21 protein-coding genes and 1 other annotated feature are annotated in these 20,283 nt (G+C 50.8%); all 21 genes read right to left on the reverse strand.

From position 1 onward, the window contains the following. Positions 1 to 8: 8 nt before the first annotated feature. The 21 genes from rplV to secE all read right to left on the reverse strand — a co-directional run bounded on the left by rplV (position 9) and on the right by secE (position 20,276). Complete coding sequence (gene rplV, locus BLO51_RS20240; protein WP_010498872.1) at positions 9 to 344, reverse strand: 50S ribosomal protein L22; 336 nt, start codon at positions 342 to 344, stop codon at positions 9 to 11. A 45-nt stretch (positions 345 to 389) separates the two neighbouring features. Next, positions 390 to 671, reverse strand: coding sequence for a 30S ribosomal protein S19 (gene rpsS, locus BLO51_RS20245; RefSeq protein ID WP_090674738.1), 282 nt, complete (start codon positions 669 to 671; stop codon positions 390 to 392). A gap of 39 nt (positions 672 to 710) precedes the next feature. Continuing rightward, on the reverse strand, positions 711 to 1,541 hold the full coding sequence (gene rplB, locus BLO51_RS20250) for a 50S ribosomal protein L2 (protein WP_090674740.1): 831 nt from the start codon (positions 1,539 to 1,541) through the stop codon (positions 711 to 713). Positions 1,542 to 1,567: 26 nt separating this feature from the next. Then, positions 1,568 to 1,864 (reverse strand): 50S ribosomal protein L23, encoded by a 297-nt coding sequence (rplW, locus tag BLO51_RS20255; protein WP_010498877.1) that lies wholly within the window; start codon positions 1,862 to 1,864, stop codon positions 1,568 to 1,570. After that, a complete protein-coding gene (rplD, locus tag BLO51_RS20260; protein ID WP_090674744.1) occupies positions 1,864 to 2,487 on the reverse strand; it encodes a 50S ribosomal protein L4 in 624 nt (207 codons plus the stop codon). The genes rplW and rplD overlap by 1 nt, the downstream gene beginning before the upstream one ends. Positions 2,488 to 2,511: 24 nt before the next feature. After that, complete coding sequence (gene rplC / locus BLO51_RS20265; RefSeq protein ID WP_090674746.1) at positions 2,512 to 3,138, reverse strand: 50S ribosomal protein L3; 627 nt, start codon at positions 3,136 to 3,138, stop codon at positions 2,512 to 2,514. A gap of 54 nt (positions 3,139 to 3,192) precedes the next feature. After that, on the reverse strand, positions 3,193 to 3,501 hold the full coding sequence (gene rpsJ, locus BLO51_RS20270) for a 30S ribosomal protein S10 (RefSeq protein WP_006212922.1): 309 nt from the start codon (positions 3,499 to 3,501) through the stop codon (positions 3,193 to 3,195). 246 nt (positions 3,502 to 3,747) lie between these two features. Further along, complete coding sequence (tuf, locus tag BLO51_RS20275) at positions 3,748 to 4,938, reverse strand: elongation factor Tu (RefSeq protein WP_090674750.1); 1,191 nt, start codon at positions 4,936 to 4,938, stop codon at positions 3,748 to 3,750. Positions 4,939 to 4,970: 32 nt separating this feature from the next. Then, complete coding sequence (fusA, locus tag BLO51_RS20280) at positions 4,971 to 7,046, reverse strand: elongation factor G (RefSeq protein ID WP_090674751.1); 2,076 nt, start codon at positions 7,044 to 7,046, stop codon at positions 4,971 to 4,973. A 35-nt stretch (positions 7,047 to 7,081) separates the two neighbouring features. After that, on the reverse strand, positions 7,082 to 7,552 hold the full coding sequence (gene rpsG / locus BLO51_RS20285; RefSeq protein ID WP_090674752.1) for a 30S ribosomal protein S7: 471 nt from the start codon (positions 7,550 to 7,552) through the stop codon (positions 7,082 to 7,084). Positions 7,553 to 7,599: 47 nt separating this feature from the next. Beyond that, positions 7,600 to 8,019 carry a 30S ribosomal protein S12 gene (rpsL, locus tag BLO51_RS20290; protein ID WP_010498884.1) on the reverse strand — a complete coding sequence of 140 codons (420 nt, stop codon included), beginning with the start codon at positions 8,017 to 8,019 and terminating at the stop codon, positions 7,600 to 7,602. 123 nt (positions 8,020 to 8,142) lie between these two features. Next, on the reverse strand, positions 8,143 to 8,394 hold the full coding sequence (locus BLO51_RS20295) for a 50S ribosomal protein L7ae-like protein (protein WP_090674753.1): 252 nt from the start codon (positions 8,392 to 8,394) through the stop codon (positions 8,143 to 8,145). Positions 8,395 to 8,543: 149 nt separating this feature from the next. Next, on the reverse strand, positions 8,544 to 12,164 hold the full coding sequence (gene rpoC / locus BLO51_RS20300) for a DNA-directed RNA polymerase subunit beta' (RefSeq protein WP_090674754.1): 3,621 nt from the start codon (positions 12,162 to 12,164) through the stop codon (positions 8,544 to 8,546). An 89-nt stretch (positions 12,165 to 12,253) separates the two neighbouring features. Next, positions 12,254 to 15,805, reverse strand: a complete 3,552-nt coding sequence (gene rpoB, locus BLO51_RS20305; protein ID WP_090674756.1) for a DNA-directed RNA polymerase subunit beta — start codon at positions 15,803 to 15,805, stop codon at positions 12,254 to 12,256. A gap of 553 nt (positions 15,806 to 16,358) precedes the next feature. Beyond that, positions 16,359 to 16,955 (reverse strand): class I SAM-dependent methyltransferase, encoded by a 597-nt coding sequence (locus tag BLO51_RS20310; RefSeq protein WP_090674760.1) that lies wholly within the window; start codon positions 16,953 to 16,955, stop codon positions 16,359 to 16,361. Between the two features lie 81 nt (positions 16,956 to 17,036). After that, positions 17,037 to 17,399, reverse strand: coding sequence for a 50S ribosomal protein L7/L12 (rplL, locus tag BLO51_RS20315; protein WP_090674761.1), 363 nt, complete (start codon positions 17,397 to 17,399; stop codon positions 17,037 to 17,039). A 58-nt stretch (positions 17,400 to 17,457) separates the two neighbouring features. Continuing rightward, complete coding sequence (gene rplJ / locus BLO51_RS20320; protein ID WP_090674763.1) at positions 17,458 to 17,967, reverse strand: 50S ribosomal protein L10; 510 nt, start codon at positions 17,965 to 17,967, stop codon at positions 17,458 to 17,460. Between the two features lie 118 nt (positions 17,968 to 18,085). Then, positions 18,086 to 18,231, reverse strand: a sequence feature (ribosomal protein L10 leader region). Between the two features lie 53 nt (positions 18,232 to 18,284). Beyond that, positions 18,285 to 18,977: a 50S ribosomal protein L1 gene (rplA, locus tag BLO51_RS20325; RefSeq protein WP_090674764.1), complete on the reverse strand. Its 693-nt coding sequence runs from the start codon at positions 18,975 to 18,977 to the stop codon at positions 18,285 to 18,287. Positions 18,978 to 19,034: 57 nt separating this feature from the next. Then, complete coding sequence (gene rplK / locus BLO51_RS20330) at positions 19,035 to 19,460, reverse strand: 50S ribosomal protein L11 (protein ID WP_090674766.1); 426 nt, start codon at positions 19,458 to 19,460, stop codon at positions 19,035 to 19,037. A gap of 41 nt (positions 19,461 to 19,501) precedes the next feature. After that, positions 19,502 to 20,035, reverse strand: a complete 534-nt coding sequence (gene nusG, locus BLO51_RS20335) for a transcription termination/antitermination protein NusG (protein ID WP_090674768.1) — start codon at positions 20,033 to 20,035, stop codon at positions 19,502 to 19,504. A 28-nt stretch (positions 20,036 to 20,063) separates the two neighbouring features. Further along, positions 20,064 to 20,276, reverse strand: coding sequence for a preprotein translocase subunit SecE (gene secE, locus BLO51_RS20340; RefSeq protein WP_010498901.1), 213 nt, complete (start codon positions 20,274 to 20,276; stop codon positions 20,064 to 20,066). Positions 20,277 to 20,283: the final 7 nt, after the last annotated feature.

The raw sequence follows: 20,283 nt of genomic DNA on the forward strand, positions 1-20,283 counted from the left end.
GTCCCTCCTTATTTCTCAGATACCACTAATGTAATGTGGCTGGTACGTTTATTGATGCGGCTTGCACGACCCATCGCACGAGGGCGGAATCTTTTCAAAGTCGGGCCTTGGTCCACAAATACTTGCGAAACCACCAGACTATTAGGATCCATGGAGTAGTTATGCTCCGCATTGGCAATAGCCGAGTTGAGCAATTTCTCAACGATCGGTGAAGCCGCCTTCGGCGTGTGACGTAGAATTGCGATCGCTTCGCCCACTTGCTTGCCGCGGATCAAGTCAACAACGAGTTGCGCTTTGCGCGGAGCAATTCGAACGTATCTTACAATAGCTTTAGCTTGTTGCATGGATGTACCTCCTCTCATTCACAAACTGATCTGTAGGTTCCGAGCCTAGCGTCTACCCGTCTTCTTGTCGTCGTCGTGCCCTTTGTAAGTACGGGTTGGTGCAAACTCACCGAGTTTATGTCCGACCATGTCTTCCGTTACGTATACCGGAACATGCTTTCTGCCGTCATACACACCGAACGTGTGACCGATGAATTGCGGGAAAATCGTAGAGCGGCGAGACCAAGTTTTGATCACTTGCTTCTTCACGCCCTCAACGTTCATGCCTTCGACTTTCTTCAAAAGGTAGCCATCTACGAAAGGCCCTTTTTTCAAACTGCGACCCATGCTTCGTTCCTCCCTTCTTTAACCGAACCGAAAAAGTAATTACTTCGTGCGGCGACGTACAATATATTGATTGGAAGCTTTGTTTTTCTTCCGTGTTTTGTATCCGAGCGTCGGTTTGCCCCAAGGAGACATCGGGGATTTGCGTCCGATCGGGGAACGACCTTCACCACCACCGTGCGGGTGATCGTTCGGGTTCATAACGGAACCGCGAACTTCCGGTCTTTGACCGAGCCAACGGGAACGGCCGGCTTTACCGATTTTCACGAGTTCGTAATCTTCGTTACCTACGGAACCGATTGTCGCGCGGCAAACTTTGAGGATTTTTCTCATTTCGCCGGAAGACAAGCGAACTGTTACATATCTCTCTTCTTTACCGAGCAATTGAGCTTCCGTACCGGCTGCGCGAACCAATTGTCCGCCTTTGCCAGGCTTCAGCTCGATGTTGTGGATAACCGTACCTACCGGAATGTTTTCCAAAGGAAGAGCGTTACCGATTTTGATGTCGGCATCCGGACCGGATACGATTTGATCGCCCACTTTCAAGCCTTTCGGAGCGATGATGTAGCGTTTCTCGCCATCCACGTAGTGGATCAATGCGATGTTAGCGGAACGGTTCGGGTCGTATTCGATTGTAGCAACGCGACCAGGTATTCCATCTTTGTTCCGTTTGAAATCGATGATGCGGTATTTACGTTTATGTCCGCCGCCTTGGTGACGAACCGTAATTTTACCTTGGTTGTTCCGACCCGCTTTTTTGCTCAAAGGAGCCAAAAGCGATTTCTCCGGTGTGGATGTTGTGATTTCTTCAAAAGTAGAAACCGACATCGCACGTCTCGCAGGAGAGGTTGGTTTATATTTTTTAATTGGCACGTGGATTCCCTCCTTACTTCAAAAAATTAAACTTGCGAGTTTTCAAAGAACTCCAGCTCTTTGCTGTCTGCGCTTAAAGTGACGATCGCTTTTTTCCATTCAGACGTATATCCGGAATAACGGCCATAACGCTTCGGCTTCGCCGGCATTCTGAGCGTATTTACGTTCGTTACTTTTACTTTGAAGATTTGCTCGATCGCTTGTTTGACTTCCGTTTTATTCGAACGGATGTCCACTTCGAACACATATTTCTTTTCCGCCATCATTTCGCTGGAACGTTCGGTAATGACCGGGCGCTTGATAATATCGCGAGGGTTCTTCATTACGCAAACACCTCCTCTACCTTTTGCACCGCATCCTTCGTAATGATCAGCTTGTCGTAGACCATAACATCAAGCACGTTGATTCCTTCGGCAGCAACAAACTTCACGCCAGGAATGTTACGTGCGGACAATGCTACGTTCTCGTCATACGAAGCCGTCACAACCAAAGCTTTACGATCCACTTTGAGGTTATTCAAAATCGCTGCAAATTCTTTCGTTTTCGGTTGAGCCAATTGCAATTGGTCAAGCACGATAATTTCGCTTGCCTTCACCTTGGAAGACAACGCGGACTTGATCGCCAAACGACGAACTTTTTTAGGCAATTTGTAGGCATAGCTGCGAGGTGTCGGACCAAAAACGGTACCGCCGCCTTTCCATTGTGGAGAGCGGATGCTACCTTGACGAGCACGGCCTGTGCCTTTTTGTTTCCACGGTTTACGGCCACCGCCGCGAACCTCGGAACGGCCTTTCGTTTTATGCGTACCGGCACGAAGGGACGCACGCTGCATCAATACCGCTTCATTCAATACATGAACGTGCGGTTCGATTCCGAACACGCTATCCGCGAGTTCCACTTCGCCTACTTGGGCACCACTAACGTTAAACACTGCTACTTTTGGCATTTGTTATCCTCCTTTCCCGCTTTCTTACTTCTTCACCGAAGACTTTATCGTAACGAAGCTGTTTTTAGGGCCCGGAATGGAGCCTTTGATCAGAAGAACGTTGCGTTCAACGTCTACTTTCACAACTTCGAGCTTTTGAATCGTAACGGTTTCCGTACCCATGTGACCCGGCAGTTTCTTGCCTTTTGGAACACGGTTAGCCTGGATGGAACCCATCGAACCCGGACCGCGATGGTAACGGGAACCGTGAGACATCGGACCAGTGGATTGGTTATGTCTTTTGATAACGCCTTGGAATCCTTTACCTTTGGACGTTCCTGTTACATCAACGAATTCACCTTCGGAGAATACGTCGGCTTTGATTTCTTGGCCAACCTCATACTCAGAAATCTGAACGCCGCGAAGCTCCTTAACGTAGCGCTTAGGCGTTGCGCCCGCTTTTTTCGCATGGCCCAACTCAGGTTTGTTCGCGTTCTTTTCTTTCTTATCGGCAAAACCGATTTGGATGGCTTCGTAACCGTCGTTCTCCGAATCCTTCTTCTGCAGCACAGCGCAAGGACCCGCTTGAATTACAGTTACCGGCACAACCAATCCTTCCGGCGTAAATACTTGAGTCATCCCAAGCTTTTTACCTAAGATACCTTTTGTCATCGTTGACACCTCTTTTCCTCTCTTGCTTGTCGCTTATTTATCCACAAACGTATATTACAGTTTGATTTCGATATCCACACCGGACGGCAGGTCCAGACGCATCAGCGCATCAACGGTTTGCGGCGTCGGATTGACGATATCGATCAAACGCTTATGTGTGCGCATTTCGAATTGCTCACGCGAATCTTTGTACTTGTGAACCGCGCGCAGAATCGTGATGATTTGCTTCTCGGTTGGAAGCGGAATCGGACCAGACACTCCTGCACCGGAACGTTTGGCTGTTTCCACGATCTTCTCTGCGGATTGATCCAGCACTCTGTGATCATAAGCCTTCAAACGAATACGAATCTTTTGCTTTGCCATAGTATTCCCTCCTTCTATCGCCCAATTTAGTATCGGACATACTCCGTGAAAATCTCCTGACGCCGTCCCTATGGCAAAGGGGCCGGGTGTGTCAGCAACCTCTCACATCATCGCAACGTCACAGACCAACGTTCACTATTATATTAAAAACAAAAGCAAAAAGCAAGAAAAAATTCGACATTCACCTAAAAAAATTAAAAAGCCCTTCATCTCATAGAGATGAAGGGCAAAGTCCGGAGACTAGGATTACTTCGTGATGGAAGCAACGGCACCGGCACCAACGGTACGGCCGCCTTCGCGGATAGCGAAGCGAGTACCTTCTTCGATAGCGATCGGAGCGATCAGCTCAACCGTTACCGTGATGTTGTCGCCAGGCATAACCATCTCTGTGCCTTCCGGCAGGCTGATGATACCCGTAACGTCCGTTGTACGGAAGTAGAATTGCGGACGGTAGCCAGTGAAGAACGGCTTATGACGTCCACCCTCTTCTTTAGTCAAAACGTAGATTTGAGCGGAGAAGTTCGTGTGCGGTTTAACCGAAGCCGGTTTAGCCAAAACTTGTCCACGCTCGATGTCTTTACGGTCTACACCGCGAAGCAGTGCGCCGATGTTGTCGCCCGCTTGAGCGGAATCCAGAAGCTTACGGAACATTTCTACGCCCGTAACAACGCATTTGCGAGTTTCTTCAGCCAGACCGATGATTTCGATCTCGTCACCGACTTTAACTACACCGCGCTCTACGCGACCTGTAGCAACGGTACCACGACCAGTGATCGTGAACACGTCCTCTACCGGCATCAAGAAAGGCTTGTCAGTGGCGCGCTCAGGCGTCGGGATGTAGGAATCGATGTGCTCAAACAGCTCAACGATTTTGTCAGCCCAAGGACCGTCTGGGTTTTGCAGTGCTTCACGAGCTGCACCGCGAACGATTGGAGTGTCGTCGCCCGGGAACTCATACTCGTTGAGCAGGTCGCGAACTTCCATTTCAACCAGTTCAAGAAGCTCTTCGTCTTCAACCATGTCGCATTTGTTGAGGAATACGACGATGTAAGGTACGCCTACTTGGCGGGAGAGCAGGATGTGCTCGCGAGTTTGCGGCATAGGGCCGTCAGCTGCGGATACAACCAGGATCGCGCCGTCCATTTGAGCCGCACCAGTGATCATGTTTTTAACGTAGTCGGCGTGGCCTGGGCAGTCAACGTGTGCGTAGTGACGGTTAGGAGTTTCATATTCAACGTGCGCAGTGGAGATTGTGATACCGCGCTCGCGCTCTTCCGGAGCTTTGTCGATTTGGTCGAATGCTACAGCAGCACCGCCGTATTTTTTGGACAATACAGTCGTGATTGCAGCAGTCAAAGTTGTTTTACCATGGTCAACGTGACCGATGGTACCAATGTTAACGTGCGGTTTATTACGCTCAAATTTCGCTTTTGCCATGAGTAGATTGCCTCCTTAAATAACTAAATATATTAGGCGCCTTTGTGCTTGGAGACGATTTCGTCTGCAATGGACTTAGGCACTTCTTCATAATGGGAAATTTCCATCGAGTATACGCCGCGACCTTGCGTACGGGAACGTAGTGTCGTGGAGTAACCGAACATTTCGGAGAGAGGCACTTTCGCACGAATGATTTGAGCTCCGTGACGAGTATCCATACCCTCGATCCGTCCGCGGCGGGAGTTCAGGTCGCCCATAACGTCGCCCATGTACTCTTCCGGTACGGTAACTTCCACTTTCATGATTGGCTCAAGCAGAACCGGGCGACATTTTTCCGCAGCGGCTTTGAGGGCCATGGAACCTGCGATTTTAAACGCCATCTCGGAGGAGTCAACATCATGGTAAGATCCGTCAACAACGGTAGCTTTGATGTCTACAAGCGGGAAGCCTGCATACACGCCGTTTTTCATCGACTCTTCGATACCAGCTTGGATCGGCGCAACGTATTCTCTCGGAATCGCACCGCCGACGATCTTGCTCTCGAATTGGAAGCCTGTTCCCGGCTCAAGCGGTTCGAACTCCACCCAACAATGGCCGTATTGACCGCGGCCACCGGATTGGCGAACGAATTTACCTTCGACTCTAGCCGCTTGACGGAATGTTTCGCGGTAAGCAACCTGCGGTTTACCCACGTTGGTTTCTACCTTGAACTCGCGACGCATACGGTCAACGAGAATCTCAAGGTGAAGCTCACCCATACCTGCGATAATCGTTTGGCCTGTTTCTTCGTCCGTGTGAGCGCGGAAGGTCGGGTCTTCTTCGGACAGTTTTGCCAAAGCAATACCCATTTTGTCTTGATCGGCCTTTGTTTTCGGCTCAACCGCGAGTTGGATAACCGGCTCTGGGAAGTTCATCGACTCCAGGATGACCGGGTTTTTCTCGTCGCAAAGCGTGTCACCGGTTGTTGTATCCTTCAAGCCTACGGCAGCAGCAATATCGCCAGCATATACGACGCTGATTTCTTGACGGCTGTTCGCATGCATTTGGAGAATACGGCCGATCCGTTCACGTTTGCCTTTCGTTGCATTGACCACGTAGGAACCGGAGTTAAGGACACCGGAGTATACGCGGAAGAATGTCAACTTACCGACAAACGGGTCTGTCATGATTTTGAACGCCAGCGCCGCGAAAGGCTCTTCGTCAGCGGATTTGCGCACAATTTCCGTTCCGTCTTCCAACGTACCTTTGATATCCGGTACGTCGATCGGGGATGGAAGGTAAGCAACAACGGCATCCAACATAGGCTGTACGCCTTTATTTCTGTACGAAGATCCGCAGATAACCGGGAAGATTTTCACTTCGCATACCCCTTTACGAAGGGCAGCCTTGATTTCATCAACGGTGATCTCTTCGCCTTCGAGGTATTTCATTGTGAGTTCTTCGTCCAGCTCGGCAACTTTCTCGATAAGCAAAGTACGGAGCTCTTCGACTCTTTCCTTGTAGTCTTCCGGGATTTCGCTTTGCTCAACGTCTTTACCAAGGTCGTCTTTATAGATATAGGCGACTCGTTCAACCAGATCGATAATGCCTCTGAAATCACTTTCAGCACCGATCGGCAGTTGAATGGCAACGGCATTTGCACCCAATTTGTCGCGCATTTGCTGTACGGCACCCAGGAAGTCTGCGCCGATGATATCCATCTTGTTGACGTAAGCAATCCGAGGAACGCCGTAACGGTCCGCTTGACGCCAAACGGTTTCCGACTGCGGCTCAACGCCTTCCTTGGCACTGAATACGCCTACTGCTCCGTCCAATACGCGCAGGGAACGTTCAACTTCAACGGTGAAGTCAACGTGACCCGGGGTGTCGATAATATTGATGCGGTGACCTTTCCATTGAGCGGTTGTAGCGGCGGACGTGATCGTGATTCCGCGCTCCTGTTCCTGCTCCATCCAGTCCATCGTTGCGCCACCTTCGTGAACTTCACCGATTTTGTGCAAACGGCCTGTGTAGAACAAAATACGCTCGGTCGTGGTCGTCTTACCGGCATCAATATGCGCCATGATCCCGATGTTACGCGTATCTTTTAAGGAGAACTCTCTTGCCATCAGGTTGTCTCCTTCCTATTGATAGGAATAAAATGTTACCAACGATAGTGCGCGAACGCTCTGTTGGCTTCAGCCATTTTGTGCGTGTCTTCACGTTTTTTAACGGAAGCGCCCGTGTTGTTGCTTGCATCGATGATCTCTTGCGCCAGTCTTTCTTCCATCGTCTTCTCACCACGCAGGCGGGAGTAGTTGACGAGCCAGCGAAGTCCGAGCGTCGATCGGCGTTCAGGTCTAACCTCAATCGGCACTTGGTAGTTAGCTCCCCCCACACGGCGGGCTTTAACTTCGAGAACAGGCATGATGTTTTTGATGGCTTGTTCGAAAACTTCCATCGGCTCTTTACCTGTACGCTCTTGAATCAGATTGAAAGCATTGTAAAGCAGCTGTTGTGCTACTCCTCTTTTACCATCAATCATGATGCGGTTGATCAAACGGGTAACAAGCTTGCTGTTATACACCGGATCTGGCAATACGTCTCTGCGAGTAACTGGACCTTTACGAGGCATAGTTATCCCCCTTTCTCAAAAAGTTCATTAGATTAGATTTCTACTCATTATTTCTTCACTTTCGGGCGTTTCGCGCCGTACTTGGAACGAGCTTGTTTACGGTTGTTCACGCCTGCAGTATCAAGCGCGCCGCGAACGATATGGTAACGTACCCCCGGAAGGTCTTTTACCCGACCTCCGCGAATCAGAACCACGCTGTGCTCTTGCAGGTTATGTCCGATACCCGGGATGTAAGCTGTAACCTCGACACGGTTGGTCAAACGAACACGCGCATACTTACGAAGTGCGGAGTTCGGTTTCTTCGGCGTCATCGTACCTACACGAGTGCACACACCGCGTTTTTGAGGGGAGCTCAGATCCGTCGCTTCTCTTTTCAGAGCGTTGAAGCCTCTTTGAAGAGCAGGGGATTTGGATTTTACAACTTTAGCTTGACGTCCTTTACGAACGAGCTGGTTAATTGTTGGCATTTTGGCCACCTCCTTCATTGTAATGATGTTGCATTTTTCAAGCCCACAGATCCAGGCGAGTCGCAAATGAACAAAGGAAAAGTTTTTGCCCTCGATCCATGACTGTTTCTCGGACAAAAACGGTTATTCATTCACCACCGCAGCCACAGCTGCGCCTACATCGATTCCACACGCTTTACCTAACATTTTCATGGAGTCCACGTATGTCACTTTAACCCCGAATTCCTTGCAGAGGTTAACTATTTTTATCGTAATTCGCGGATCTGCATCTTTTGCAATGAACACTTCCGTGGCTTGGCTTTGCTCCACCGTTTTCATCGCTTGCTTCGTGCCAATAGTCAGTTTCGTTGCCTGCTTCACTCTATCATAAGACATGTGACAACCCCTCCAAGGGCCAGGTGACGAGCCTCTAAAATGGCACACTTTGATATATTATCATTTCAATTATACCCTGTCAAGAATAAAGACTTGCCTTTAAACAAAATTTTTCAATTCAAATTTTAAAGGCAAGTCTATGAGATGCTTTATTCTACCGTTACAGCTTCCGCCTCGGTCATTTCTTCATCCAGCGGAACGGCGTTCGGGTCGGTGATACGGATGTTGCGGTATCTCGACATCCCCGTACCGGCTGGAATCAGCTTCCCGATGATGACATTCTCCTTCAAGCCGAGCAGTTTGTCGACCTTGCCTTTGATCGCCGCATCGGTAAGAACCCGGGTGGTTTCCTGGAACGATGCCGCAGACAGGAACGAGTCGGTCTCCAGCGACGCTTTGGTGATCCCGAGGAGCACCGGCTTCGCTACTGCAGGCTCTTCGCCCGCAAAGAGAGCCACTTTGTTCGCTTCCTCGTATTCGTGGATATCCACGAACGAGCCTGGAAGCAGCGTCGTATTGCCCGCATCGACGATACGGATTTTACGCAGCATCTGGCGGATCATAACCTCAACGTGCTTGTCGTTGATTTCCACCCCTTGGTTCCGGTATACGCGCTGAACTTCTTGCAAAATATAGTTCTGCACGCCGCGGATCCCTTTGATGCGCAGCATTTCTTTCGGATCGATCGAACCCTCGGTCAGCTCGTCGCCAGCCTCTATGTTCTGGTTGACGGAGACTCGGATACGGGAACCGTAAGAGATGGAGTACACCTTGGATTCCGCTTCGCCTTGAACCTCGATCTCCCGACGGTCTTTGGCTTCGCGAATTTCTTTTACCACGCCATCGATCTCCGAAATCGTCGCTTGCCCTTTCGGATTCCGCGCTTCGAAAAGCTCCTGAATCCGCGGCAAACCTTGGGTAATATCGTCGCCCGCAACGCCCCCGGTATGGAACGTACGCATCGTCAGCTGCGTTCCCGGTTCCCCGATGGATTGCGCCGCGATAATGCCTACGGCTTCGCCGATCTCAACGTGCTGGCCTGTCGCTAGGTTACGTCCGTAACACTTCTTGCACACCCCGTGTCTGGAGCGACAGCTGAGCACGGAACGAATCTGTATTTTTTCGATGCCTGCATCAATAATCCGGTCGGCTTTTCCTGCATCAATCAGATCGTTGCGGGAAACAATGACTTCACCGGTCTTCGGATCGCGGATCGTTTCGAAGGAATAGCGGCCTTCGATCCGGTCGTACAGATCCTCGATAACCTCTTTGCCGTCTTGAATACGGCTAACCAGGAAGCCTTTGTCCGTACCGCAATCCTCGTCGCGCACGATGACGTCCTGCGCTACGTCGACAAGACGGCGGGTCAGGTAACCGGAGTCAGCGGTACGAAGCGCCGTATCGGCCAAACCTTTCCGCGCACCGTGCGTGGAGATGAAGTACTCCAAGACCGTCAAGCCTTCGCGGAAATTCGATTTGATTGGCAATTCGTAGATCCGGCCTGTCGGCGTCGCCATCAGACCGCGCATCCCGCCAAGCTGGGTGATCTGCGATTTGTTACCGCGCGCTTTGGACTCTACCATCATGCTAATGGAGTTGTATTTATCAAGCGACTTCATCAAAATCTCGGTAATTTCATCCTTCGCTTTACTCCAGATCGCAATGACGCGTTCATACCGCTCGTCGTCCGTAATCAGACCGCGACGGTATTGGTTCGTCACGACCTTGACTTTCTCGTCGGACTCTAGAAGAATTTGATCCTTCTCCTGCGGAACGGTAACGTCCGCCACCGCGATCGTGATTCCTGCCCGCGTGGAGTAGGTAAAGCCAAGCTGCTTAATGTTATCCAGCGTCACCGATGTTTGCGTCGTATGGTAACGGCGGAAACATTCAGCGATGATTGTGCCGAGGTAGTCTTTACCTACGGCCTTCGTCTCCGGCAGCTCTTCCATCTTTTTGCGGATGTCTCCGCCTTTTTCGAATACGAAATAGGTATCCGACGGTCCGTTCAACAAGTTCGCTTTGGTCGCTTCGTTGATGTACGGGAAGTCCGTAGGATAAATCTCGTTAAAGATGATTTTTCCGACCGTTGTAATAAGCATCGCTTCTTGCTGCTCCGGCGTAAAGCTCGTTTTCCCGAGCGCTTTGGCCGGAATCGCTACGCGGGCATGAAGCGAAGCGTCTCCGCGATGATACAGGGACACGGCTTCAGAAACGGTACGAAGAATCGTCATCGAGCCTTTCGCTTGCCTATTATCGGTCGTCAAGTAGAAGCTGCCGAGAACCATATCCTGCGAAGGCGTAACGACAGGCTTGCCGTCTTTCGGGTTCAAAATGTTCCCCGAAGCCAGCATCAAGACGCGAGCTTCCGCTTGCGCTTCTGCGGACAACGGCACGTGAACGGCCATCTGGTCTCCGTCGAAGTCGGCATTATAGGCCGTACATACGAGCGGATGCAGCTTGATAGCGCGCCCTTCGACCAGGATCGGCTCGAACGCCTGAATCCCGAGACGGTGAAGCGTGGGGGCGCGGTTAAGCAGGACCGGATGCTCTTTGATAACTTCTTCGAGCACGTCCCATACTTCCGGGCTGACGCGCTCTACTTTGCGCTTCGCGCTCTTGATGTTGTGCGCAAGACCTTTGTTGACAAGCTCCTTCATAACGAAAGGCTTAAACAGCTCAAGCGCCATTTCTTTCGGGAGCCCGCATTGGTACATCTTCAGGCTCGGTCCAACGACGATAACGGAACGGCCGGAATAGTCAACCCGTTTACCGAGCAGGTTTTGACGGAAACGGCCTTGCTTCCCTTTCAGCATATGGCTGAGCGATTTGAGAGGACGATTGCCCGGACCCGTTACCGGACGGCCGCGGCGGCCGTTGTCGATCAAGGCGTCTACAGCTTCCTGCAGCATCCGTTTCTCATTTTGCACGATAATGTCGGGAGCGCCCAAGTCGAGCAGTCTTTTCAGACGGTTGTTCCGGTTAATCACCCGGCGGTACAGGTCGTTCAAGTCGGAGGTCGCAAAACGTCCGCCGTCCAACTGCACCATCGGCCGGAGCTCCGGAGGAATGACAGGCAGCACGTCCAGCACCATCCACTCCGGCATATTTTTCGAGTTACGGAAAGCTTCCATGACTTCCAACCGCTTGATTGCGCGGTTGCGGCGTTGACCCTGTGCTGTTTTCAGCTCTTCCTTCAGCATATCGACTTCTTTCTCGATGTCGATATCCTGCAGAAGCTTCTTCACCGCTTCGGCGCCCATACCGGCTTGGAACGCATAGCCGTACTTTTCGCGATAGCTGCGGTATTCCTTCTCGGAGAGCAGCTGTTTTTTCTCCAGCGGCGTGTCTCCGGGATCCGTTACGACGTAGGATGCGAAATAGATGATCTCCTCCAACGAACGGGGAGACATGTCAAGAGCAAGCCCCATGCGGCTCGGAATGCCTTTGAAGTACCAAATATGCGAAACCGGCGCAGCCAGTTCGATATGGCCCATGCGCTCGCGGCGCACTTTTTGGCGAGTAACCTCTACGCCGCATCGGTCACAGACGACGCCTTTGTAACGGACGCGTTTATATTTACCGCAATGACATTCCCAGTCTTTGGTCGGCCCGAAGATTTTCTCGCAGAACAAGCCTTCCTTTTCCGGCTTCAACGTCCGATAGTTGATCGTCTCCGGCTTCTTCACTTCGCCTCTGGACCATGAACGTATCTTGTCGGGGGAAGCCAATCCGATTTTCATGTACTCAAAATTATTGACGTCGATCAAGGAGCAACCCTCCTCCATGTTTTGTGCAGCAAAATCTGTGTGCGGGCATATGCCCATGACTTACGTCCGTAAAGCGTTCCATCTCAGCCTTACTCTACACCAAGCTCCGCGCCTTCGAGATTCAGGTTCAGCTTGTCGCTGGTCACCTCATCCTCGTCGTCCATTTCCTTCATTTCGATCTCTTCTTCGTTCTCGGACAAGATTTTGACATCCATACCCAAGCTTTGAAGCTCTTTGATCAATACTTTGAAGGATTCCGGAACGCCCGGCTCCGGAATGTTCTCGCCCTTGACGATCGATTCGTACGTCTTCACGCGGCCGACGACATCGTCGGACTTGACCGTCAAGATTTCCTGCAGCGTATAAGCTGCGCCGTACGCCTCAAGTGCCCAAACCTCCATCTCCCCGAAGCGCTGACCGCCGAACTGCGCTTTACCGCCGAGCGGCTGCTGGGTAACAAGTGAGTATGGTCCTGTGGAACGGGCATGGATTTTATCGTCAACCATGTGCGCCAGCTTGATCATGTACATGACGCCAACGGTAACTTCGCGTTCAAACGGTTCTCCTGTCCGGCCGTCATACAGCATCGTCTTACCGTTGCGCTGCATTCCGGCTTCTTCCATCGTATCGAAAACGTCGTACTCGCGGGCGCCGTCGAATACCGGCGTAGCCGTGTGAAGACCGAGATATTTCGCAGCCATCCCCAAGTGAACTTCCAGCACCTGTCCGATGTTCATCCGGGAAGGAACCCCCAGCGGGTTCAATACGACTTCAACCGGCGTCCCGTCCGGCATGAACGGCATGTCCTCTTCTGGCAAAATGCGCGCGATAACCCCTTTATTACCATGGCGTCCCGCCATTTTGTCGCCTTCGGAGATTTTCCGTTTTTGGGCGATATAAGCGCGTACCAATTGATTGACACCTGGAGGAAGCTCGTCGCCATTCTCGCGGGTGAACACCTTCACGTCGACGACGATTCCGTCCGTACCGTGAGGCACGCGAAGCGAAGTGTCGCGAACTTCGCGGGCTTTTTCACCGAAGATCGCGTGCAGAAGACGTTCTTCCGCCGTAAGCTCGGTTACCCCTTTAGGCGTAACTTTTCCGACCAGAATGTCGCCGGCGGCGATCTCCGCACCGACGCGGATAATGCCGCGTTCGTCCAAGTTCTTCAGCGCGTCTTCGCCCACGTTCGGAATATCGCGGGTGATTTCTTCCGGTCCTAGCTTCGTGTCGCGCGCTTCGGATTCGTATTCTTCAATGTGAATGGAAGTATAAACGTCTTCCTTCACTAATTTTTCGCTAAGCAGTATCGCATCCTCGTAGTTGTAGCCTTCCCAAGTCATGAAAGCGACGACGACGTTGCGGCCGAGCGCCAGCTCACCCTGTTCGGTCGAAGGACCGTCGGCCAAAATGTCGCCGACGCGCACCTGTTCGCCCTTATGGCAAATCGGACGCTGGTTGATGCAAGTTCCTTGGTTGGAGCGCAAAAACTTATGCAGCTTATGCTTGATAATGTCTCCGTTGACCAAGCGGCCGTCCACCATCTCCTGACGGCGCACCCAAATCTCGTTAGCCGAAACCCGTTCGACGACGCCGTTCACTTTGGAAACGATACATACGCCGGAATCTTTGGCCGATTTGTGTTCCATCCCCGTGCCGACAAGCGGCGACTTCGGAATAAGAAGCGGTACCGCCTGACGCTGCATGTTTGAACCCATCAAGGCGCGGTTGGAGTCGTCATTTTCAAGGAACGGAATCAATGCCGTCGCCACGGACACGACCTGTTTCGGAGAAACGTCCATGTAATCGACGCGGTCTTTAGGCAAGGTCAAAATATCGTCTTTGTAACGCACGATGACGGAGTCGTTGGCAAACTTGCCATCCTCGGTCAGCTCGGCGTTCGCCTGGGCGACAACATAGTTGTCCTCTTCATCGGCTGTCAAATAGGCGATTTCTTCTGTCACCATATCCGTATTCGGGTCGACGCGCCGATACGGAGCTTCGATAAAGCCGAACTCATTGACACGCGCAAAGGTCGAAAGGGAGTTGATCAACCCGATGTTCGGTCCCTCCGGCGTCTCAATCGGACACATCCGTCCATAGTGAGAGTGGTGAACGTCCCGGACTTCGAAACCTGCGCGCTCCCGCGTCAAACCGCCGGGTCCCAATGCGGACAAACGACGTTTATGCGTAAGCTCGGCAAGCGGGTTCGTTTGGTCCATGAACTGCGAAAGCTGGGAGCTTCCGAAAAATTCTTTGATGGACGCAATGACCGGACGAATATTAATAAGCTGCTGCGGCGTGATGGTGTTCACGTCTTGAATCGACATCCGCTCGCGCACAACGCGCTCCATCCGGGACAAGCCGATCCGGAACTGGTTCTGCAGAAGCTCGCCGACGGAGCGCAGACGACGGTTCCCCAAGTGGTCGATGTCGTCCGTGCTGCCGATACCATGCAGCAGGTTAATGAAATAGTTGATGGATGAGATAATATCGGCCGGGGTAATGTTTTTGACCGTTTTATCGATCTTGCCGTTGGCAATAACCTTAACGACCTTCCCATCCTCAAGCGGAGAATATACGCTGACGCATTGCAGCGGAATTTTATCCGACTCGGTCACACCGTTCGTTACGTACTCTGTGAAGCCGACGCTTTCTTCCAGATAAGGAATGATCGTGTCGAGCAGACGGCGGTCGAGCAATTGGCCAGCCTCGGCAACGATTTCTCCGGTATTCGTATCGACAAGCGTCTCTGCCAGCCGCTGATTGAACAGACGGTTTTTGATGTGCAGCTTCTTGTTGATTTTGTACCGGCCGACGTTAGCAAGATCGTACCGTTTCGGATCGAAAAAGCGTGCAACAAGCAAGCTTCTCGCATTATCCAGCGTAGGCGGCTCGCCCGGACGAAGACGCTCATAGATCTCGATCAAGGCCTTGTCCGTCGAATCGGTATTGTCCTTGTCCAGCGTGTTGCGGATATACTCGTTGTCACCGAGCAAATCTATGATTTCTGCATCGGTACCGAAACCAAGAGCGCGGAGCAGCACCGTGACCGGAATTTTCCGCGTACGGTCGATCCGCACGTAGATAATGTCCTTGGCGTCCGTCTCCAGCTCCAGCCAGGCTCCGCGGTTCGGGATCACGGTTGCCGTATATGTTTTCTTTCCGTTCTTATCGACTTTCGTGCTAAAATAAACGCTAGGGGAACGAACCAGCTGGCTGACGATAACCCGTTCAGCGCCGTTGATAATAAAGGTACCCGTCTCGGTCATCAAAGGGAAGTCGCCCATAAACACTTCCTGCTCTTTAACCTCGCCGGTTTCTTTATTGATCAAGCGTACTTTCACACGAAGCGGTGCAGCAAAGGTGACGTCGCGTTCCTTGGATTCGTCGACCGAATACTTAGGCTCTCCCAAGCTGTAGTCGATAAATTCCAACACCAAATTCCCCGTAAAGTCTTGGATCGGGGAAATATCTTGAAACATTTCACGCAATCCCTCATCCAAAAACCATTGATATGATTTTTGTTGGATTTCAATCAGGTTCGGAACCTCCAAAACCTCATGAATCCGAGCGTATGACCTGCGTTTACGTCTACCTAATTGAACAAGATGTCCCGCCAACTTAGATTCACCCCTCATGTCTACTCAATAGAACAAAATAAAAGCCTCTTTGGGAAGCCTTCTCGAGTAAATAACTGCGCGAAGTGTCACTTCTTCAGGAAGCTTCTAAATGACTAAATACAAATAGTAATATGGATGTCCGCCCTTCGACTTGCCATAAATTCCCTTATACCTTGTATGGTTTACCTAAAATTTTAACATTATACGTCAAATGGAAAAATTATATTCATGCTGGTATAAAAAAATCTTGACATTTTAGTCGACTAAAGAGATTTCACCCTATCTTAATGCTGACATTTTATAATAATATCACAAAACAAAAGTCAAGTCAACATATTTCCTGCTGCGGCATATATCGGTCAGCCTAAGCTCAGACACGTTTTGTCCCATTCCTTCTAAACTACATATCATATTGAAAGGAATGGGACAAAAAACTCGCCGCCAACCGATCTATTCCTCCGCCAACGTAGGTCTATTCACGGAAGTTATCAAAAGCTTTCAAGCAAAAAAGCAAGCAATCCGTATTGAACAGAATCTTCTTCCTTGCCAAAAGAAAAGCCTTTCCGGAATATCACTTCACGGCCTTGATAATCCAATAGCCTTTTTCGCGCTCGACTTCTTCGACTTGGGAGTAGAGAGACTCGAGCTTGGCGTAAGCGGAAGGAGCTCCCTGCTTTTTCTGGATGACTACCCATAGCGCCCCGCCGGGAGCCAATACATGGTGAGCCTGCTCAAACACGCGGTGTACCATCTCTTTGCCGGCGCGTATAGGCGGATTGGTCAGCACCGTATCAAAAGTCTGGTCCATCACCTCTGCCAGCAAATCGCTTTGCAAGATCCGTACGTTTGCGATCCGGTTGCGTTCGGCGTTTCGTTTCGCGAGTTCAATGGCACGCTCGTTAATGTCCACCATCGTAACAGTTCCCTGCTCCGCTTGTACTGCGGCCACCAGTCCAATCGGGCCGTACCCGCAGCCCACATCCAGCACTTTGGCTTGCTTCGACAACACCATGGTCTGCACAAGCAGCTTCGATCCGTAATCGACCCCCTTTTTGGAGAAGACCCCGGCATCCGTCCAGAAAATAAAGCTGCGACCGCGCAGTGCTTCCTCGATCGTATGCAAATCGCGCTCTACGCTGGGTCTCGGGGTATAGTAATGCTCGGACACGTATCCACCGCCTCCTGGTTCGGATTGAAAAGGAAAACCCCTTGAAGAGGATCGCCTCTGCAAGGGGTGCTGTAGCTCGAATTACTTCACTTCTACGGAAGCGCCTGCTTCTTCCAATTTTGCTTTAACGGAATCAGCTTCTTCTTTGGATACTTTCTCTTTAAGCGGCTTCGGTGCGTTGTCTACGAGATCTTTTGCTTCTTTCAAGCCGAGACCCGTGATTTCGCGAACAACTTTGATAACGTTGATTTTGGACGCGCCAGCGCTTGTCAAAACAACGTCGAATTCTGTTTGCTCTGCAGCTTCTGCCGCAGCGCCGCCTGCTACAACAGCTACCGGAGCTGCTGCTGTTACGCCGAACTCTTCTTCGATTGCTTTAACCAGATCGTTCAGTTCCAAAACAGTCATGCCTTTAATGGCTTCCAAGATTTGCTCTTTGCTCATGGTTAAACCTCCATTATCTTCAAATAAGAATGTTTTTTAATCATTTCAAGCAGCACAATTACGCTTGCGCGCCGCCTTCTTGCTTCTCGGACACAGCTTTAACCGCAAGGGCGAAGTTGCGAACCGGAGCTTGAAGCACGCTGAGCAACATGGACAGAAGACCTTCTCTGGAAGGCAGTTCCGCCAGCGCTTTGATTTGGTTGAAATCAACCACTTTACCTTCAACGACACCCGCTTTTACGCTGAGCTGGTCGTTTTTCTTCGCGAACTCGGTCAAGATTTTGGCCGGAGTTATAATGTCGTCTTTGCTGAATGCAATCGCGGTAGGACCGGTCAAGTACTCATTCAGATCAGACAATTCCGCAGTAGCTGTCGCGCGACGAATCAGCGTGTTTTTCAACACTTGGAATTCTACGCCCGCTTCACGCAGTTGTTTGCGAAGCTCGGTTACTTGCTTCACGTTCAAACCGCGGTAGTCAGCTACGATGGAGCAAGAGTTTTCTTTCAGCTTATCCGCTACTTCCGTAACTTGCTGAGCCTTTTGCTCGATAATTTTTACGTTTGCCATTTTGCACCTCCTACAAGTTTTCGTGAGAAAACTGCTTCGTAAGCGTCCGAAAACTTACTTCGTAAACACGTTCCCGAGGTCGTTCCTTTCCCCGCCGCTACTTTCCGCCGACATTCCCGCTAAAAGCGAAAATGCCTTCGCAGACACGGCGAAGGCATGACGATTCACATATTCCGTACAGAATATCGAATTTATATCACAACACCTCGGCAGGAAATTAAGCTCGAAAGCACCTGCTGTCTACGGTAAGCATATTCGTTTGTCAACCTAAAATAGGTTAGCATGGATGACTTCAAAAGTCAACTGTCAATCTTTACCTATCTCAGGGCTGTTGCATTGACGCGAGCGCTTGGCCCCATCGTCGAGGATACCGCAATGTTTTTCAGGTATACCCCTTTGGCTGCAGCCGGTTTTGCTCTGTTGAGCGCATCGATCAAAGCTTGGAAGTTCTCGGCAAGCTTCTCGGCGTCGAAGGATACTTTACCGATCGGCGCATGGATTTGTCCAGCCTTGTCCAGACGGTACTCGATTTTACCTGCCTTAATCTCCTGAACGGCTTTCGCCACGTCGAACGTAACGGTGCCCGCTTTCGGGTTCGGCATCAAACCTTTACCACCCAAGATACGACCGAGCTTACCCACTTCGCTCATCATGTCCGGCGTAGCTACGCAGACATCGAAGTCGAACCAGCCTTGCTGAATTTTGTTGATCATGTCTTGATCGCCTACGAAATCAGCGCCGGCCGCTTCCGCTTCTTTGGCTTTGTCGCCTTTGGCAAATACAAGAACGCGTTTCGTTTTACCTGTGCCGTGAGGCAATACAACCACACCGCGAACGGCTTGGTCTTGTTTTCTCGGGTCTACACCCAAACGCACAGCCACTTCAACGGTTTCGTCGAATTTGGCGCGTGCCGTTTTCTTGACGAGTTCGATGGCTTCGAGCGGCTCATAGAACGTCTCAGCATCCATTTGCTTAGCAACTTCAAGGTATTTCTTACCGTGTTTAGCCACTTTTATGTCCTCCTATGTGGTATTAGCGGAATATCCTCCCACTGATGCAGCAAGCGATTAGTCTTCGATGACTACGCCCATGCTTCGAGCCGTACCTTCGACCATGCGCATAGCAGCCTCAACGGACGCAGCATTTAGGTCAGGCATTTTTTGCTCGGCGATTTCACGCACTTTCGCGCGTTTTACAGTTGCAACCTTATTCTTGTTCGGTTCGCCGGATCCTTTTTCGATCCCAGCAGCTACACGCAGCAATACGGCAGCCGGCGGCGTTTTCGTGATGAACGTGAAAGAACGGTCTTCGAATACGGAGATCTCAACCGGAATGATAAGACCTGCTTGATCGGCAGTACGAGCGTTGAACTCTTTGCAGAATGCCATGATGTTAACACCTGCTTGACCGAGAGCCGGACCGATCGGCGGAGCCGGATTCGCTTTCCCTGCAGGAACCTGCAGTTTCACAACTTTAATAACCTTTTTTGCCATTGTGTGACACCTCCTCGCCCGTAGTATGGCAGTGTTTCACGCTACAGCTTTTCCACCTGGTGGTAGTCGAGCTCAAGTGGTGTTTCTCTGCCGAACATGTTGACATGGACCTTCAGCTTGCTTTTGTCGAGCAGAATTTCTTCCACCGAACCGACAAAGTTGGCGAACGGTCCGACTTTCACGCGCACGGTCTCTTTGAGTTCGAAGTCGATTTTCGGCTTCGGCTCTTCCATACCCATATGCTTGAGAATAGAATCGACTTCCTCCGGAAGCAAAGCCGTCGGCTTCGATCCCGAACCGGTTGAACCCACGAACCCGGTAACACCGGGCGTGTTCCGCACCACATACCAAGAGTCGTCCGTTTGGATCATCTCCACAAGAACGTACCCCGGATACACCTTGCGCATAACCGTTTTTTTCTTGCCATCCTTATTCACAAGCTCCTCCTCCATGGGAACGAGCACGCGAAAGATCTTGTCCTTCATGTCCATGGATTCGACGCGCTTCTCCAAATTGGCCTTTACCTTGTTTTCATACCCAGAGTAGGTATGTACGACGTACCATCTTTTTTCCATTTCCATAGCGCCACCCGTCAGCCTAATTTTATTTAAACACGAGGCGAAGCAGCTCAGAAATTCCTAAGTCCAGAACGTAGAAGTACACCGTTACGAAGGCAACCGTAAACAACACGACCAGCGTATAGCTAATCAGCTCTTTACGGGTAGGCCACTTCACTTTTTTCAGCTCAGACCAGCTATCGCCGAAAAAGGAAAATGTGTTGCCGAATCCCTGCTTCATTTTAGCCAAAAAGGACACAACTACA

The organism is Paenibacillus tianmuensis, assembly GCF_900100345.1.
Classification (GTDB): Bacteria; Bacillota; Bacilli; order Paenibacillales; family NBRC-103111; genus Paenibacillus_G; species Paenibacillus_G tianmuensis.

Coding starts and splice junctions, on each gene's coding strand:
- nusG (WP_090674768.1), bottom strand. CDS start 20,035: ATGGAAAAAAGATGGTACGTCGTACATACCTACTCTGGGTATGAAAAC.
- rplJ (WP_090674763.1), bottom strand. CDS start 17,967: ATGGCAAACGTAAAAATTATCGAGCAAAAGGCTCAGCAAGTTACGGAA.
- rplW (WP_010498877.1), bottom strand. CDS start 1,864: ATGAAGAACCCTCGCGATATTATCAAGCGCCCGGTCATTACCGAACGT.
- fusA (WP_090674751.1), bottom strand. CDS start 7,046: ATGGCAAGAGAGTTCTCCTTAAAAGATACGCGTAACATCGGGATCATG.
- rpsG (WP_090674752.1), bottom strand. CDS start 7,552: ATGCCTCGTAAAGGTCCAGTTACTCGCAGAGACGTATTGCCAGATCCG.
- rpsJ (WP_006212922.1), bottom strand. CDS start 3,501: ATGGCAAAGCAAAAGATTCGTATTCGTTTGAAGGCTTATGATCACAGA.
- rplK (WP_090674766.1), bottom strand. CDS start 19,460: ATGGCAAAAAAGGTTATTAAAGTTGTGAAACTGCAGGTTCCTGCAGGG.
- rplV (WP_010498872.1), bottom strand. CDS start 344: ATGCAACAAGCTAAAGCTATTGTAAGATACGTTCGAATTGCTCCGCGC.
- tuf (WP_090674750.1), bottom strand. CDS start 4,938: ATGGCAAAAGCGAAATTTGAGCGTAATAAACCGCACGTTAACATTGGT.
- BLO51_RS20295 (WP_090674753.1), bottom strand. CDS start 8,394: ATGTCTTATGATAGAGTGAAGCAGGCAACGAAACTGACTATTGGCACG.
- rpsL (WP_010498884.1), bottom strand. CDS start 8,019: ATGCCAACAATTAACCAGCTCGTTCGTAAAGGACGTCAAGCTAAAGTT.
- rplL (WP_090674761.1), bottom strand. CDS start 17,399: ATGAGCAAAGAGCAAATCTTGGAAGCCATTAAAGGCATGACTGTTTTG.
- rplC (WP_090674746.1), bottom strand. CDS start 3,138: ATGACAAAAGGTATCTTAGGTAAAAAGCTTGGGATGACTCAAGTATTT.
- rpoB (WP_090674756.1), bottom strand. CDS start 15,805: ATGAGGGGTGAATCTAAGTTGGCGGGACATCTTGTTCAATTAGGTAGA.
- rplD (WP_090674744.1), bottom strand. CDS start 2,487: ATGCCAAAAGTAGCAGTGTTTAACGTTAGTGGTGCCCAAGTAGGCGAA.
- rpsS (WP_090674738.1), bottom strand. CDS start 671: ATGGGTCGCAGTTTGAAAAAAGGGCCTTTCGTAGATGGCTACCTTTTG.